Annotated in this window: 13 protein-coding genes and 1 tRNA gene; 3 read left to right on the forward strand and 11 right to left on the reverse strand. The window is 34.1% G+C overall.

What is annotated here, in order from left to right; genetic code table 11:
- Window positions 1–10: 10 nt before the first annotated feature.
- The 4 genes from AB3210_RS04055 to AB3210_RS04070 all read right to left on the reverse strand — a co-directional run bounded on the left by AB3210_RS04055 (window position 11) and on the right by AB3210_RS04070 (window position 4,735).
- On the reverse strand, window positions 11–1,330 hold the full coding sequence (locus AB3210_RS04055) for a dihydroorotase (protein WP_052264764.1): 1,320 nt from the start codon (window positions 1,328–1,330) through the stop codon (window positions 11–13).
- 104 nt (window positions 1,331–1,434) lie between these two features.
- Window positions 1,435–3,936 carry a lipase family protein gene (locus AB3210_RS04060; protein ID WP_019236352.1) on the reverse strand — a complete coding sequence of 834 codons (2,502 nt, stop codon included), beginning with the start codon at window positions 3,934–3,936 and terminating at the stop codon, window positions 1,435–1,437.
- A 91-nt stretch (window positions 3,937–4,027) separates the two neighbouring features.
- Window positions 4,028–4,630 carry an RDD family protein gene (locus tag AB3210_RS04065; protein ID WP_007302723.1) on the reverse strand — a complete coding sequence of 201 codons (603 nt, stop codon included), beginning with the start codon at window positions 4,628–4,630 and terminating at the stop codon, window positions 4,028–4,030.
- Between the two features lie 22 nt (window positions 4,631–4,652).
- Window positions 4,653–4,735: transfer RNA gene (locus AB3210_RS04070), tRNA-Leu, on the reverse strand.
- Window positions 4,736–4,837: 102 nt separating this feature from the next.
- Here AB3210_RS04070 and AB3210_RS04075 point away from each other — a divergent pair.
- Together AB3210_RS04075 and AB3210_RS04080 are read left to right on the forward strand one after the other, a co-directional pair.
- Complete coding sequence (locus AB3210_RS04075; protein ID WP_007302722.1) at window positions 4,838–6,280, forward strand: replicative DNA helicase; 1,443 nt, start codon at window positions 4,838–4,840, stop codon at window positions 6,278–6,280.
- Between the two features lie 335 nt (window positions 6,281–6,615).
- On the forward strand, window positions 6,616–8,115 hold the full coding sequence (locus AB3210_RS04080) for a proton-conducting transporter membrane subunit (protein ID WP_372436128.1): 1,500 nt from the start codon (window positions 6,616–6,618) through the stop codon (window positions 8,113–8,115).
- A 14-nt stretch (window positions 8,116–8,129) separates the two neighbouring features.
- Here AB3210_RS04080 and AB3210_RS04085 read toward each other — a convergent pair whose 3' ends face one another.
- The 5 genes from AB3210_RS04085 to AB3210_RS04105 form a co-directional block, all read right to left on the reverse strand.
- Window positions 8,130–8,780, reverse strand: coding sequence for a VirB8/TrbF family protein (locus AB3210_RS04085; RefSeq protein WP_007302720.1), 651 nt, complete (start codon window positions 8,778–8,780; stop codon window positions 8,130–8,132).
- Window positions 8,781–8,809: 29 nt separating this feature from the next.
- Window positions 8,810–9,604: a hypothetical protein gene (locus AB3210_RS04090; RefSeq protein ID WP_019078583.1), complete on the reverse strand. Its 795-nt coding sequence runs from the start codon at window positions 9,602–9,604 to the stop codon at window positions 8,810–8,812.
- A gap of 36 nt (window positions 9,605–9,640) precedes the next feature.
- Window positions 9,641–10,492, reverse strand: a complete 852-nt coding sequence (locus AB3210_RS04095) for a DNA polymerase III subunit delta' (RefSeq protein WP_007302718.1) — start codon at window positions 10,490–10,492, stop codon at window positions 9,641–9,643.
- 17 nt (window positions 10,493–10,509) lie between these two features.
- Complete coding sequence (locus AB3210_RS04100; protein WP_007302717.1) at window positions 10,510–11,097, reverse strand: L-threonylcarbamoyladenylate synthase; 588 nt, start codon at window positions 11,095–11,097, stop codon at window positions 10,510–10,512.
- Window positions 11,098–11,236: 139 nt separating this feature from the next.
- Window positions 11,237–11,707, reverse strand: coding sequence for a hypothetical protein (locus tag AB3210_RS04105; RefSeq protein ID WP_019236353.1), 471 nt, complete (start codon window positions 11,705–11,707; stop codon window positions 11,237–11,239).
- A gap of 75 nt (window positions 11,708–11,782) precedes the next feature.
- On the opposite strand from AB3210_RS04105, the gene miaA reads away from it, so the two are divergent.
- Window positions 11,783–12,676, forward strand: a complete 894-nt coding sequence (gene miaA, locus AB3210_RS04110; protein WP_019236354.1) for a tRNA (adenosine(37)-N6)-dimethylallyltransferase MiaA — start codon at window positions 11,783–11,785, stop codon at window positions 12,674–12,676.
- Window positions 12,677–13,034: 358 nt separating this feature from the next.
- Here the strand turns inward: miaA and AB3210_RS04115 are convergent, their stop codons facing one another.
- The gene (locus AB3210_RS04115; RefSeq protein ID WP_007302714.1) at window positions 13,035–14,597 is read right to left on the reverse strand and encodes a Mur ligase family protein; all 1,563 of its coding nucleotides are present in this window, start codon (window positions 14,595–14,597) and stop codon (window positions 13,035–13,037) included.
- Window positions 14,566–15,798 (reverse strand): cystathionine beta-lyase, encoded by a 1,233-nt coding sequence (metC, locus tag AB3210_RS04120; RefSeq protein ID WP_019236355.1) that lies wholly within the window; start codon window positions 15,796–15,798, stop codon window positions 14,566–14,568. Before metC ends, AB3210_RS04115 begins: the two co-directional genes overlap by 32 nt.
- Window positions 15,799–15,801 lie beyond the last annotated feature (3 nt).

The raw sequence follows: 15,801 nt of genomic DNA on the forward strand, positions 1-15,801 counted from the left end.
TGTATGATAACTAATCCTTCTGTAAATATACAGTTTTGCCAGACACAACGGTACGTATTACGCGCCCTTTCACTTTGCGTCCATCGAAAGGGGAATTTTTTGATTTACTAGCAAAGTTGTCAACTTTAATTTTCCATTCATGATCCAAATCAACTAAAATTAAGTCCGCTGCAAGGTTTTTCTGTATGCGGCCACGTGGCACATGTATGATATCTGCAGGCTTATATGTCAATTTTGCAAGCACATCAAGTAGACCCATTTGTCCACTGTGATATAGTTCAAGTGAAATGGGCAGCATTGTTTCAAGGCCAACAATACCAAATGCAGCATTTTCAAGTGGCAAATCTTTAGAACTAAGATCATGCGGAGCATGATCGGTTGCAATACAATCAATCACACCTGTCTTTAAACCTTCAATCATAGCTAAACGATCTTCCTCTGTACGAAGTGGCGGATTCATTTTTGCGATTGCTCCATGTTGCTTTACTATATCTTCAGTTAAAGTAAAGTGATGAGGAGTTACTTCACATGTAACATTTAACCCCAAATCTTTTGCACGTTTAATAGCATCAAGTGAATCTTTTGAAGAGACATGTAAAATATGGTAGTGTACATTTTCTATGTTCTTCATTAGCAGTATATCACGAGTTACCATAACCGATTCCGATGCACTCAAGATTCCCTTTACTCCCAATTCTTCAGAAATCTTACCCTCGTTAATTACGCCACCAGCAGATAGATTCAAATCCTCTGCGTGTTGAGCAATAGGAACACCAAGCATACTTGAATAAAGCAGTGCCTGTCTCATAATCATTGGATTCATAACTGGCATACCATCATCGGTGAACCCAACTGCACCTGCTTCCTTTAAGAGTGCCATTTCAGTTAATTTTTCTTCCGAAGTGGTGATTTTAGCGTAAAATTCCACATTCACATGCGAAGTTTCAAATGCTCTATATTTCAAATACTGAGCCAAGACAACACTATCAATCGCTGGAACAGTGTTTGGCTGACAAACTACAGTTGTAACGCCCCCTGCAGCTGCAGATTTGCTGCCTGTATGTATAGTTTCTTTATGCTCTTGACCTGGTTCACGAAAATGTACGTGAATGTCAATAAGGCCTGGCATTAGAACAAGCCCTTTACAGTCTATTATTTCATCAACTCCACTTGTTGAAAATAATGATTCGCCAAAATCAACAATTTTACCCCCTTCAGTCAATAATGAACCTTTTATATCAAGTTTAGTTTCCGGGTCAATAATACGAGCATTGGTATACGCAATTTTATAGCCTTCCTTTTGCCCTGTCTGCAATAAATTCCAAATCATATTTGAGTATCGATTATAAAATAAATCTAAAGTTTTTTTAGTAAAATACAACCAAATTAAAGTGATGATATAAAACTAGCAATAAAGAATATTTAAATTAATACTCAAGCAGCTATTCTATAACTACCATTTTCGATTTCAACGTTATTAAGTGCGGTATTTGCGTTATAAGAACAGTAACATCCTACTGCAAGAAAAGTTAATGCAGCTACAGCAAGCGAAACACACATTGCTAAATGAACCATTGTTAGACTTGTACCAACAGCAAGTGCTCCAGATAATACAAAAGAAACAGAAGCATAATTACCTTGCCTTTTACTGTAAGTTCTTGCTTTCAAGAATTTTTCACTTAGCTCTTCATTCTTGCTTTCAAATTGCTTCTGTAGACTCTTCTCTAGTACTTCACTTTTGTTTTCAATTTCTTGCAGCTTTGTCTTTAAGTCGTTATTTTCATTTTCGCGTTGCATTATTTGATCAGCGAACGATTGTCTTGCATCATTCAGCTGCCCTTCCAACTGATCATTTTGTGTAGTCAATTGAGCTACCCGACCATTTAGCGTATCAGCAACCTGTGTTAATCGGGTTACTTCATCAGTTTTATCAATTAGACCTTGCTTTGCATCATCCAGCCGCCCTTCCAATTGATTGTTTTGTATAGTCATTTGATCTACTTGATCTTTTAGCCTTCCAATCTCTTTTTTCTTCTTTTCAAGCTGAGCTCTTGCTTCATTAGATTCTTTGCTAAGTTGCATGACTTTACTAGTTTCTTCAGCTAATTTTTGCTTTGATGCTACAAGTTGAACTTCTGTTTGCTCACATTTCCTTTCAAGCTCCCTTGCTTGACTAGACAAATTACTATTTTCCTGTTCAAGTTGAGCTTTTACTTCCCTTAGCCCTCCCTCACTCTCTCTGAATTGAGCTCTAGCATCCTTTAGCTCTTTTTCTGCACATTCTACCTTTTCTTCTAGCTTAGTTTTTGCTTTCTCAAGCTTCTTCAGTTGATTAGTCAGATTACTATTCTTTCTTTCTAATCCAGCATTTGTTTCTTCAAGTTTTTCTACAGTACCGTTAAGCCTAGTTACTTTGCTAATTTGCTCATCCAACTCTGCTTTGTTTTCTGCAAGCTGATCTTTTGTCCCTTTAAATTCTGCAGTAAGTTTATCTACTTGATCATTGAGTTGATTAGTCTTCTGTTGTTCTTGTGTTAATTTTCCTTTTTCATCATCTAACTCTTTAGTTTTTCCAACCAAACTTTGTTGTATACTATTTAACCTTCCCTCTAGTTGAATTTTTTCATTAGTAAGCTGAGCTACTTTTTGTTTTCCTTGTCTAAATTCCTCTTCTAAATTTGGAGCACGTTGAATTGGTATCTCAGAAAGCTTAATGCCTTCATTTTCTTCTCTGACTTCTTCAAAGAATTCCTTATCATCCACATCAACATATGACAAAACTGCATGGTAAAATAGGCCACAAATATAAGCAATATGACGATACTTAGATGCTTCGCTATCCGATTTAAATTTTTCCTGCTCTATTTTCTCAATAAGGTTATAATAGGTATCGATTTTATGATAGTGTAGTTCTAAATACTCCAGAGTTTTACCTGTTTCTAATTTTAATGGTTTACCTACATGTTTATAGTGCATACCAGCATTACCATGTGGCAAACATGGTACCGGATCTGATTGACAAGCTACTCTAATAGTATTATGTCCAAGACACTCATTGTAAACTTCAGCAGCACCATTGTAGAACACTCTTGGAGAGCCAAAAGTTGCAACATGAACATCTTCAGCACCTTCTGTTTTATTAAGACATAAAGCAGTTATACTAGCAAGAGCACCTCCCATGCTATGGCCTGTAACATTGATTTTTAAATCTTTGATTGCTAATCCTTTATCATTAGCATGCCCTTGTAATATTTTATGTACGCTGGGCCAAGAACGTTTGAATAGAGAGTAAAAACCAGAGTGAACATAATTATCTCCAGACAAAAATGGCAACTTAGTTAAAGAAGCACGCAGATCTTCCTTCACATCATTTAAATCACGAGTGCCATGGTAAGCTATATCTACTTCGTTATCTTTAATAAAAATATAACCAGCATCTCGATTATATGAATTTTTACCAGTTAAAGCATAGCCAACATCGTGTTGCTCTAATTTATAATCAACATCTGAGCAATATTTATCTTCAATAAGTTCATTATCGTAAAATCTTATAATCTGATAACCTTCTTCTTCAAACTTCCTTTTAGTTTTGTATTTACCTTTCTCTAATTTTCTATCCACATCACCATAGGAAATTTTGCTAAAGGTACACATTTTCCATAATTTTTCTTCATCAAATTCTGCAATTTGCCCTTTTATCAGATCAGCAAGGTCAGAAGCATCCTTTAACTCAGCACCTTTAAAATCTTCTATCTTCTTCCATGCTTTAACTAGGTCAGAAGTTCCTAGCCCATTAAGGTCAAAACTTTGAGCTTCTAATTCGTTCTTAAATGGTTCTAGTGCCTCAATTACGCATTCTTTTATTTCATTATCATCAATATGTACAATACTATCGCTAATAGAATCCATACTTTGATCATGAGTAATACTTGGCATATTTTTTACCTACTATTTTAGTATATCATTAATTAAGCATTTGATCAAATTTATCAATAAAACTATTAAAATTTTCTTATTTTAAACGAATTTAGTTCATTTTATCACACTTAAGACTTTTGTTTGTGACAACTGCTGTATTTGCAATCTTATCGTGCCAAGTTTGGCAGCGTTTATCGAAACTTGCCCATATGAAACCCAAGAATAATGGTGCAGTTGACAATATGAAGGAAAAAAACCTCTTTGTTGCTTGTTTCAGAGTCAATTTTTCAAAAGTTTGTGCATTCACAACTCTAAGTCCAAGTAAGAATTTTCCAGGTGTAGCGCCAAATCTTATCCACATATATGCTACATAACTAAAAAGCATAATAAATTGAACTATCTGATTTAGAACTAGTAACTTTATTAGTTTACTCTGCATTGCTGTTTCCTCTGCAGATAGTGGCACCTGCATTTGATATTTTGCAGCAATTTGGCCTAATATTTTACTGCTCTCCGAGCTCATAAAGAGTTGATTTAAGGCCTGACCGCAAAACTGTAAAAATAAAACGATGATGATTAAATCAAGCAGCACTGACAAATAGCGTCTAAGTCCCGTTACGTAACATATTCCATTTTCATCTTTCTTTATCCTTTGAATAGCATTTATAGAAGAAAGAATGGCAAATGAACGATTAAAAAACTTGTGTAACATAAAGCACTTTCCAATGTTTGAGTGCCCCTGGCCGGACTTGAACCAGCATGCTCTTGCAAGCAACAGATTTTGAGTCTGCCGTGTCTACCATTCCACCACAGGGGCCTATTTTAATGCTATAAGCAACACAGGATTAGTCAAATTTTTTCTCTTTTAAGTCGAGATTGAATATTCTACAATAATCAATCATTACTCTAAAAACTTAAAATGAATGAATTAGTTAACCTTATTAATTCAAGAGAAGAAATATGTAAATTGCCACATAATTTAGAAGCAGAGCAAATGCTCATTGGTGCAATGATTCGTGATAATAGAATTTGTGATGCAGTTGAAGATATAATTGCAGCAGACAATTTCTACGATCCACTACATCAAAGCATTTTTACCCAGATATCTAAAACCAGAAAACACGGCATAGTTGCCAATGAACTAAGCCTTAAGATGTTTTTTGAAAATGATAAAGCATTTGCCGAATGTGGTGGAGTTGAGTACCTAGCAAAGCTTGCAGCGAAGGCAAGTATTGCTCTTGATATCTATAGCTTGACCAGAATAATCCGTGATACTTATTTAAGAAGATGCTTAATCAAGCTCGGACAAGAGACAATTGACGATAGTTATAACTATGACATCGAAAATCCTGCACAGGTACAAATTGAGCAAGCAATGACAAAATTGTTCAATTTAGCAGTAAAAAAGCAAGGTGAGAAAACATACATAAAGCTTGCAAGTTCAATTAAAGATGTGGTTGAGAAGATTAGCAAGCTGAAGAATAACCCAGAGGCTCTAGGTATTACAACCGGACTTCAAGATCTAAACCAGCTTCTTGGTGGTTTGCAGAAATCTGATCTGTTAATTATAGCTGCAAGGCCCTCAATGGGAAAGACAGCATTGGCACTGAACATCGCACTTAACGCTTGTAAGATTTTGCAAAAAAGAACAGATAAACAACACTACGTAGCTTTTTTCTCACTTGAAATGTCAGCAGAGCAATTAACCGCAAGATTGATTACTATAGATTCAGGCATTGGTTATTATAAGGCACTGACTGGGAGAATTAGTGATTTTGAATTACATGAATTCATTAATGCTAGTACAGATCTATCAGAATTACCTTTCATAATAGACGATACTCCTGCTCTATCAATTAGTGCCCTTCGTACCAGAATACGACTGCTATATCAACTATACAATGTAGAGGTGGTATTTATAGATTATCTGCAATTAATTCGAGGAACAACAAAAAGGAGTAGTGAAAATAGAGTGCAAGAAATCTCAGAAGTGACGCAGGGTTTAAAAGCAATTGCAAAGGAACTAAATATTCCCATTGTTGCACTATCACAGCTCTCTCGTTCTGTTGAGCAAAGGGATGATAAAAAACCACAACTTTCTGATTTACGTGATTCAGGAAGCATAGAGCAGGATGCAGATATAGTAATGTTCCTCTATAGAGAAGAATATTATGAATTAAGAAAGCAACCAAATGAAGGAAGTAATAAACATCGAGAGTGGCAAGAGAAAATGGAGAAAATTAGAAATATTGCAGAGCTGATCATTGCAAAACAAAGAAACGGGCCAATTGGCAGTGTGAAGCTACATTTTGACTCCAATAGAGGTGCATTTAAAGATTATACAGAAAGATATAGTCTGTAGCGGTTTTGAGTAATTCTGGAAGTGTTTAACAAACCATACGTGCCAAATTAAGAAGCTATCGTGAAACATAGCAATATTTAAGATTGGCATTTTATTTGTTACATTTATTTTTTTAGGAAATTCTTATCTAGGATAAGATGATTTTTTAGAAAGATCTATAAATTACTAACCTTATTACTTAATATATAAAATAGTTTTTTCTTATTTCCTTTCTTCCTTACGCCACTTTTTCTTAACTTGATGCGTATGGTTTATTTAACACTTCCGATATACAACTAAAAAATAGCAAATTCTCTGTAACTTGAATATAATTTTAGCTTTACCTAAACAGAAAGATGAATTACTTAATGGATTTTGTTTTAATATCTCTTTCCTTGCCACTTTTTATTACTGAGAATTATTTGTTAATTACTGCGTTGATCCCACTTTTAAGTGCATTAGCTATTTCTTTTACTAGTAAATGGCCCAGAGTGAACAATAGCATTACTGTTGTTTCTTCTATGCTTCTATTTGCGTATACATCTCTATGCACTTTATATTTGGTGTATGGTGATCATTCTCAATTTATTCTCATGGACTTTGGTAATAATTTGCATATTAGTTTAAAGTTAGAGTCTAGTGGAGCAATATTCAGTTTATTAATATCATTTTTGTGGGTACTAACCAGTATATATGCAATATGTTATATGCGAAATAACTATGCTGATAGTAACTACTCGAGTTTTCTATGCTTTTTTTCAATAGCGATTAGCTGTGCAATGTTTATTGCTTTTTCTGGAGATTTGCTCACTACATTTGTCTTTTACGAGCTTCTAACTATTAGTACATACCCTCTGATTACTCACAACTCAACAAATGAATCAGTAATTGCAGGACGCTATTACTTTGGTTTACTATTTTTCTCTTCTTTAGTGTTATTTTTTCCTGCAATAGGTCTCTTATATAATGAATTCCATACTTTAGACTTTGTAAGAGGTGGAATATTCAAGTTTGATACTTCGTTCATAACTTTTATTGCAGTGTGTTTTGCTATGCTGATTTATGGAATAGGAAAAGCTGCATTAATGCCAATGCATTTTTGGTTGCCAAAAGCAATGGTTGCACCAACTCCTGTAAGCGCACTACTACATGCTGTTGCTGTTGTGAAATCAGGAGTGTTCATCATCATCAAAGTTATATTATACACTTTTGGCATCGATAATATGCAACGTTTTGCACAGCAAAGTTGGTTTGCTGGAGGATGGCTTCCGTACGCTGCTGGATTTACTATTATTACTGCATCGTTAATTGCATTAAAGCAAAAGGAATTAAAGAAATTGCTTGCTTATTCTACTATCTCTCAGTTGTCATATATTATATTGTTCGCTTCAATTTTTAGTGAATTTAGCATGAGGATTGCAATTTTTCAATTAGTTTGCCACGCATTTGCAAAAATCACTTTATTTTTCACTGCTGGAGCAATAATAACGAAAACAGGTGAGAAATACATAGATAGAATTCACGGTATAGGACGTAGTATGCCAATTAGTATGATAGCATTTACTATAGGTGCATTGTCCATGATAGGGGTACCACCTGCTCCGACTTTTTGGAGCAAATTTTTCATTTTTCAAGCTGTTTTTAACTCTAGTAATGTAACACTTTCTGTATTTGTAGCTCTGGTGTTAATTGTCAGTACTATACTCAACGCTCTATACTTCTTACCGATAATTTACAATGCCTTTTTCTTAAAACCTTCTAGAAATTATTTTATTAAAAAGACACCAATGCTTCTAATTTTACCTCCAGTTGTTACTGCTGTATGCACTTTAGTTATTTTTTTAGCTACCAAGTAATTTTTTAAATGTAATCAGCTGTATTTATAGCCGTTAACAATAAATTTAAATGGTATTATACCAGTTAGAGTTGCTTTCATGTTTGATAAAGTAAAGCTAACCTCCACAGCATAGTCTTTCATTTTCTTATTTTGCTCAGCTGCAAAAAGTACAGTGGCATTTCCAGCAAATTTAACTAAGTCCTTGATCGATCGGTCAATAGATAGTGTTGTTACGTTTATGTTGGTAATTTTTTTTGTGGATGAAACAGCTTCATTGTTTACTTTTTCCTGAAAGTCTTGATAGATTTTATATATAGAATTGTTTTTTATAAAATTTTCTTGATACTTTGATTCAACGATCTGAGAGGACTCGTATGCTTCGACGTATTGACTTACCAAGTACCTTGCTATGGAAGTGTATTCATCTTCTTTTTTACTAAAACTAAGTTTATGTATTGTAGAAAACTCATCTTCTGTGTGGTTCGTGTACTTCACAAAATTTAAATCTTTTTTAACAGGAAGTAATAGGTATATGTTTAGTAATGATAAAAATAAACATACTAAGAGAAGTAACGTTATTAACGCCATCCAAGATCTTTCTACAACGCAGAACAGGTATCTGTGGCAATACCATTCTACTGCTTTCCTGAAATAACTTTTGTTTTTTACTGATTCAACTTCCATAACCTAATTATAATAACTCTAAAAAAACTTTAAAATATGTCTAAATTTTCCAAAATAGTATGAATGATTATATCACCTTGTTCTGCAATAAGATGAAATTTATCAATTTTCTTCACATCTAAATTTATCATTTTTACACTGAAGCTTTCAGGATCATAAGTATTACTTTCTGCACTTTTGTGATAATTATAGTAGTGTAATTTATTTTGATCATCAAAATAACCAAATTCATCAGCAAGGGTTCCCACTTTTCTGCCTTTACCTTCTCTGACTAGCTCAAATAGATCAATTACATGGTTTTCAGATCCAGGCTCAATAAGACCTTCTACAGCAAAAAATTTAGGTGCATGACCAACATACTCCTTAAATTTTAGATTATTAGTCTTTTTTACACTACCAAAATCCACGAATTTATATTCATCTGAAAGATCAGAATATTGTGGATCATACTTTTTATATTCAAAAAACTCATTACCTAAAAAATTACAAAACGTTAGTTTATAGTCATCATGATTGAGTTTAATAACTTTAAGATAATGAAAATCTCTAGGAATCTTTACTTCTTCTTTCGTAATATGATTAAGTATGACTAACTCGCCACTGAGCATGCGATGGCCAATTTTTGGCAAAGTAGCTATATTGATTGCCTTATTGAGCTTAAAATTTGCTTCATAGATACCACTTGACAGCTCCTTCCCTTTTTCTAAAGTGACGTCTTGGTCTAAAGCTGTATTCTTGAGTAAACTCAATTCTTTCTGCATGTTCAATATGGTTTTTGTTAAAACTTCTATTGATTGCCATAAAGTTAATTTATTATCAGTCAAACTATATACTTTAAGTATTAAATTATCAGGATTTTATCATGAATTTATGTTAAAAGTATTATATTTTTGTGTCATGATGTTAACTACATTAGCTAAAACATGCTTTTTATCTAAGCGAAATTGCTTTGCAGCAACGAAAAGTTCATCTATTTCTTTCCATTGACTTAGCAAAATTTCAACATTATTTACTTCTTTCTTTATACTTTCTAAAATGGAGGTTTGAATGATATGTGATGCTAGTTCTAGCTCAATTTCACTATTAATTATTTTATTAACTATATCAGAATTATTTAGATTACGGAAAAATGTATAAAAATGCTTATGTGACTCATAAGCACCACTGTTTATTGCATTTATTATTACTCCCGGAGTTCCGGGAAACAAAGTAATGATCTCACTAAATATTTTATCGTCGAATTTACACTGAGATGAAACAACCTGCTTTGTTTCATCGTAAGTTAACGGAAGTAAATTCAGCTGAAAGCACCTACACCGGATGGTGGTTTGTATATCATATAGTTTATGGCTAATTATAAGTATTTTAGAATTTTGTGGCGGCTCCTCTAATATCTTTAATATTGCATTTTTAGCATTGCTAGTCATTGCCTCCAAGCTATCTATTATAGCTATCTTATATTCTGATTGAATGGGGCTTAGGTACAGAAAATTTTTCATTTCTCTCACCTTTTCCACTCCTATTGTATCACCTTCAACAATGTGTAAGTCTAATGCTACTTCATCGTAATTTTTGATAAGAAACCAATTAGAAAAGGATTGTGCAAGTGTTGCTTTTCCTATGCCTTTTTTACCACAGATCAGCCAAGATTGAACAGACAAGTTGTTCATTATCTTTTTTTTTGCTTGGTTGTGGCCTATCACCTTTTTCATTCTTTCTCCTATAGATCTTAGTTTGAAAATTCGTTATTTATTGTTTGTAATGAAATTTTACCTTTTCTTAAAACCTTAATCTTGTCTCCAGTTAAGTCAATAATAGTAGATTCTATACCAGAAACTAATTCATCATCTTCAATTACTGCAGATAAGTGTTGCTTAATAGACTGAGGTATATCTCTTGCTTTGCATATACTTTTTTCTCCTGAAATGTTAATACTAGTTGCAACTACTGGAGTTTTCAGTTCATTTAATATTGAAATCGCAATAGGATGATCAGGAATTCTTATGCCTATACTATCTTTAAAGAACTCATTTGGTAATATACTGTTATCTTGAAGTGGTAAAATATAGGTCATTGGTCCAGGAGAAAAGTAGTTTATTAAATTGATATATTCTTCTTTTACCTTTGCTATATTTGTCAAACTATCAACATCACTAACAAATATAGAGAGTGGCTTGTTTTGAGAACGCTTCTTTATCCGGTATATTTTTTCTATAGATTCTTTACCTAGCGCATTACAAGCAAGAGCATATACTGTCTCTGTTGGAAAGCATGCTAACAAATTATTTTTTATTGCATTTATTACTTCAAATACCATATAGCTAAAACTTATGTCTACAATAGCTCTGGGTTTACAGTTATCTCGCTATATGGTAGCAATTAAGATACCGAAATGGCTACTGTTGTATACTTACAGTAAATTTTATTAGCAACTGCTCGTTTTTACAACAGATTTACTACAATCCGAACTCCTCATTGATTTTATCGACTATCGTCTGTGGTGGATCATCTCCCCATCCTGAATATAAAATCTCTCCATAATCTGCAACATCTATAGAGCCAGTTCTACTTTTTGCCAGAAACATTTCTCTTTTATCTTTATCAACTAATACATAGTGCCAAGCTGATCTTCCTCGATCTTTACCACGAACTAGATATATGAGATCTGATCTACTTCTTCTTGTTGCATCAGCAAAGGATCTTTCATTGATAGTTCTGCTTTTACTCTTTATGCCGCCACTTTCAGAAAAAGCTTCCTTGGCTTCAGCTTTTTTGTTTGCCAATTCAGAAATTTTTCCTTTTGCTCCTAGTGCATGTTCTTTGGTATTTTGAGATGAATACTTACTGGAAAAACCTCCTCTTGTCTCATTAGAAGTCCTATTTGTAAAACGCTTAGTAAACGAGTTATCGTTATCATTTTCTGCCATAAAAGTCTCCAAATTTTAGATTGTAGAATCCAAATTTTTACTACACCCTATCATAGGTTAGTTAAATTAATATAAATGAAAGATAATATAGTAATTATTACAGGAATTACAGCCTCAGGTAAATCAGAATTATGCGATAACTTGATAAAAAAGCATAAAAACATTAGCATAATAAACTGTGACTCAAAGCAGGTATACAAAGAGATTCCCGTAATTACTGCTCAACCACCAAAGCAGAAAGAATTTTATAGGCTATACGGTTATGTTTCAGCAAGAGAAAATTATTCCGTAGGTTTATGGATAGAGGATTTAAATAGGGAAGTTAACAACGCGCTGAAAAATTCACGAATACCGATCATCACTGGAGGAAGTGGGCTTTACATTAGCAGCTTAATCAAGGGATTATCATCGATTCCACAAATAAGCCAGGAAGTGAGAGAAAACGTAAATGAACTTAGAAAAAATTTAAGTAAAGAGGAATTCTACAAATTAGTGCTAAGCAAAGATCCAAGGATTCAAGGTAAAATATTTATTAATGACTCACATCGCCTCTCAAGAGCACTTGAAGTTATCACTGAAACTGGCAAGACAATCTTTGTATGGCAAGAAAATAGACAGCCTCCTTTGTTCAATAATTTTAAGGTATATACAATTCTACCTAAACGTGAGGATATATACCGAAAAATAAATTCTCGTTTTATTGAAATGGTTGAAAATGGAGCAATTGATGAAGTAAAAAACCTACTTAGCATGAACCCATCTCCACATTTGCCAGCTATGAAAGCACATGGAGTACCAGAAATTATAAGATACTTAAAAGGGGAGATTACTTTAGACGAAGCAATACAGATTGCTCAAACAAACACAAGGCATTATGCAAAACGCCAGTACACTTGGTTTAAAAATCAATTTCCGAATTCTCAAGTGATTGACTGTGCAAATAAATTGACAGAATTTGGAATATTTTGATTATTATGTATTATATTGCTATGCCTATGCAAACTTTTCTTGATAGTATTAAACTTTTTTCTTAAAGAACTTTCATCATTGCCTAAATTGTGATTATTAAATTCTTTGTAAAAATATTCTTACTTATGAAGCGCTACTATACCTGTAAGAGCCTTTATCACTAAATGAACTATATCACGCAATATTTCATCCTAAATTTTTCTATATTCTCTCACTAATCTTGTAACCACAATCTCCACTTTCATATCCTTGTATAGCTCTTCTCATAATAGTAGGAACAAGATAAGATAGTGATTTAGTGTAACAAGAAGGTAAAAATGCCAGCAGCGTACAGTTATGACTTAAGGAAAAAAGCCATTCAGGCGTTGGATGAAGGAGAGAGCAAAACAGCAGTAGCAAATTTTTGGCCCTCTCTAATAACTTCAACATCACTAAATTCAAGGGATTGGCCTTCTATTATTTGGAATCTTTCATGTCCTTTTCCTGCAACTAGCAGAATCATATTTTCATCATGTGCTATATTTATACCTTTCTCTATAGCTTTTTTTCTATCTCCTATCTCCAGTGCATCAGGGCAATGTAACAAAATATCGTGACGAATTTTCCCCGGATCTTCATCGCGCGGATTGTCATCTGTGACTATAACTTTACCTGCAAGCATTTGTGCTATTTTACCCATCTCTGCACGTTTTGTTTGATCACGATTCCCGCCACAACCGAACACTAGAACTATCTTTTTATTGAAGTGCCATTTTAAAGACAACAGAGCTTGTTTGAGTGCACTTGGAGTATGAGCGTAATCGACAAATGCAAAAGTGTTCACTTTTTCCATTCTTCCAGATGGAGAAGCGAGTTTATCTATACACATTCTTTGATAGTCCATACCAGATGAAATAACTATACCGATTGCACACAACAAATTATATGCTTGAAATTGCCCAAAAATCGGAAAAAATGCGTTATAAATTTCATCACCGATTTGAATTGTCAGGTATTGACCATTGGCAGTGGGTATCTGCTTTAATAAAGTAATGTCAGAGTTTTTTTTTCCATAGGTTATAACTTTGTTGCCACGCTTTTCAGCTATGTTGAGCAACTCTCCATATTCGCCTATATCTGCATTTAAAATCGCTGTTTTTTCTTTTGGCAATACCTCATCAAACAACCTTTTCTTGGCCTCAAAATACTCATCGATACTTTTGTGATAGTCCAAATGATCTTGAGAGAAATTAGTAAAAGCTGCAGCATTGAGCCTGAGTCCATGGATTCTGTATTGATCGATTCCATGGCTTGAAGCTTCTAATGCTAAGTGTTCTACGTTCTTATTATTTATGTCACGCAATGTGGAATAAAGATCATCTGCACTTGGCGTTGTAAGGCTATTATCTTTTCTATTATTATTGACACATGTTCCCAGTGTTCCTATAGACGCTACATTATCTTGCCAAATCTGGCGACAAAATTCCACCACTGAAGTTTTACCATTCGTACCAGTTACAGCAGCAACATATTTAGGTTGTTTGAATTGATAAAACCTGCTGACTATTTCACTGTATATTCCTTGAGGGTCCGAGTGGTAAAGCACTGCAAAACTTGGAGTACTTGTCATTCGAGTAGCGGACACTGGAATCCAGTTTTCATTATACAATTGTCTAGTATGCTTGTTTACAATTAAATTTTCTGGATCCCAGTGTCTGAGCACTGGGATGACATCTTTCTTGGCCCCTTGTATTACAACGTCTACACAGTTGTGTACACATCCATTAGGAAGACATGTTACGTGTTCTTTACTCCTTTCTGACACACAAACAAAAAGGTAACCTTCTTTAACTCTCTTAGGATTACATGTGACGCCTTTGATTTCAATATCAAAGTCAGCATTTACAATGTTATGCAGTAGCTCTTTCAGTCTCACAATCATCTTTAACACTTGAACATGGCAGTCTTATTAATGCAGTATTCAAGTCAAAAATCAAATCTTCAGGATCTTCTAGTCCGCAAAATATTCGCACAAAACTTCCACCATAATCTGAATTCATTACAGATCTTGACATAGATCTATGTTCTATTGGTAATATCAAACTGTCACATCCTCCCCAAGAAGCACCGATGCCAAAAATTTTCATGTGATCAACCATGCAGCTTAGTTCCTCACATGAATATTCTCTATCGAGTACTATACTAAATACGCTACTTGCCCCTTTGAAATAACTTTTCCATAAATCATGCTGAGAATAGGAAAAAAGTGCGGGGTATAAGACTTTTTTGATTTTTGGATGTTTTTCCAGCCACTTTGCTACTTGCATTGCTGTACTTTGATGCTTCCTCATGCGTGTTTGCAGTGTTCTAAGTCCCCTGTGTGCAAGGTAACAGTCATGCGATTGAATGGTGACTCCATAATTTTTATAGCTCTCATAAAGCAATTTAAAAATTTTACCTTCAGCAACCATAGCTCCCATCACTAAATCTGAGTGACCGGCTAGATACTTTGTCACCGCGTATAGTGCAACATCAATTCCATAATCAAGCGGCTTAAACAACAAAGGAGTGGCCCATGAATTGTCACAAACGGTTACGATTCCACGTTCTTTAGCAACTTTTACTATATGCTCTACATTCGAAATCTCAAACGTTATAGAACCAGGCGTCTCAATCATGATGAGTGAAGTGTTACTCTGAACTAAATCAGTTATATCCTGTGTCGGATCATAAAAAGTTACTTCTACTCCTCTTTTTGGTAGTTCATTTTCGGCAAATCTCTTTAGCCTATAATAACTATTATCTTGTATCAGAACATGCGAACCTGCTGTAGTGAAAGTCAAAATAGCAAAAGTAAGTGCAAATAATCCAGAAGGGTAGATGAGTGCTTGTCCCCTACCCTCAATTTCAGCCAGTGCATTTGAAAAATAATGAACAGTAGGCGTACCAACATTACTATAGCTGTAATCCCTTGCAACACCATCATTGATCACATCATATATACTCTCCCCATTCGCTGCACTTAAGTAATCCTTGTAAGTAGGAAATAATATGGTAGAAGAATGATAAACTGGTGGGTTCATCGATCCTTTATAATCATTAAATTTTCTTCCTGCTTTAACTAATAAAGACTCTTCTCTCACGTT

Origin of the sequence: Wolbachia endosymbiont (group B) of Scrobipalpa ocellatella (genome assembly GCF_964188425.1) — a bacterium.
Classification (GTDB): domain Bacteria; phylum Pseudomonadota; class Alphaproteobacteria; order Rickettsiales; family Anaplasmataceae; genus Wolbachia.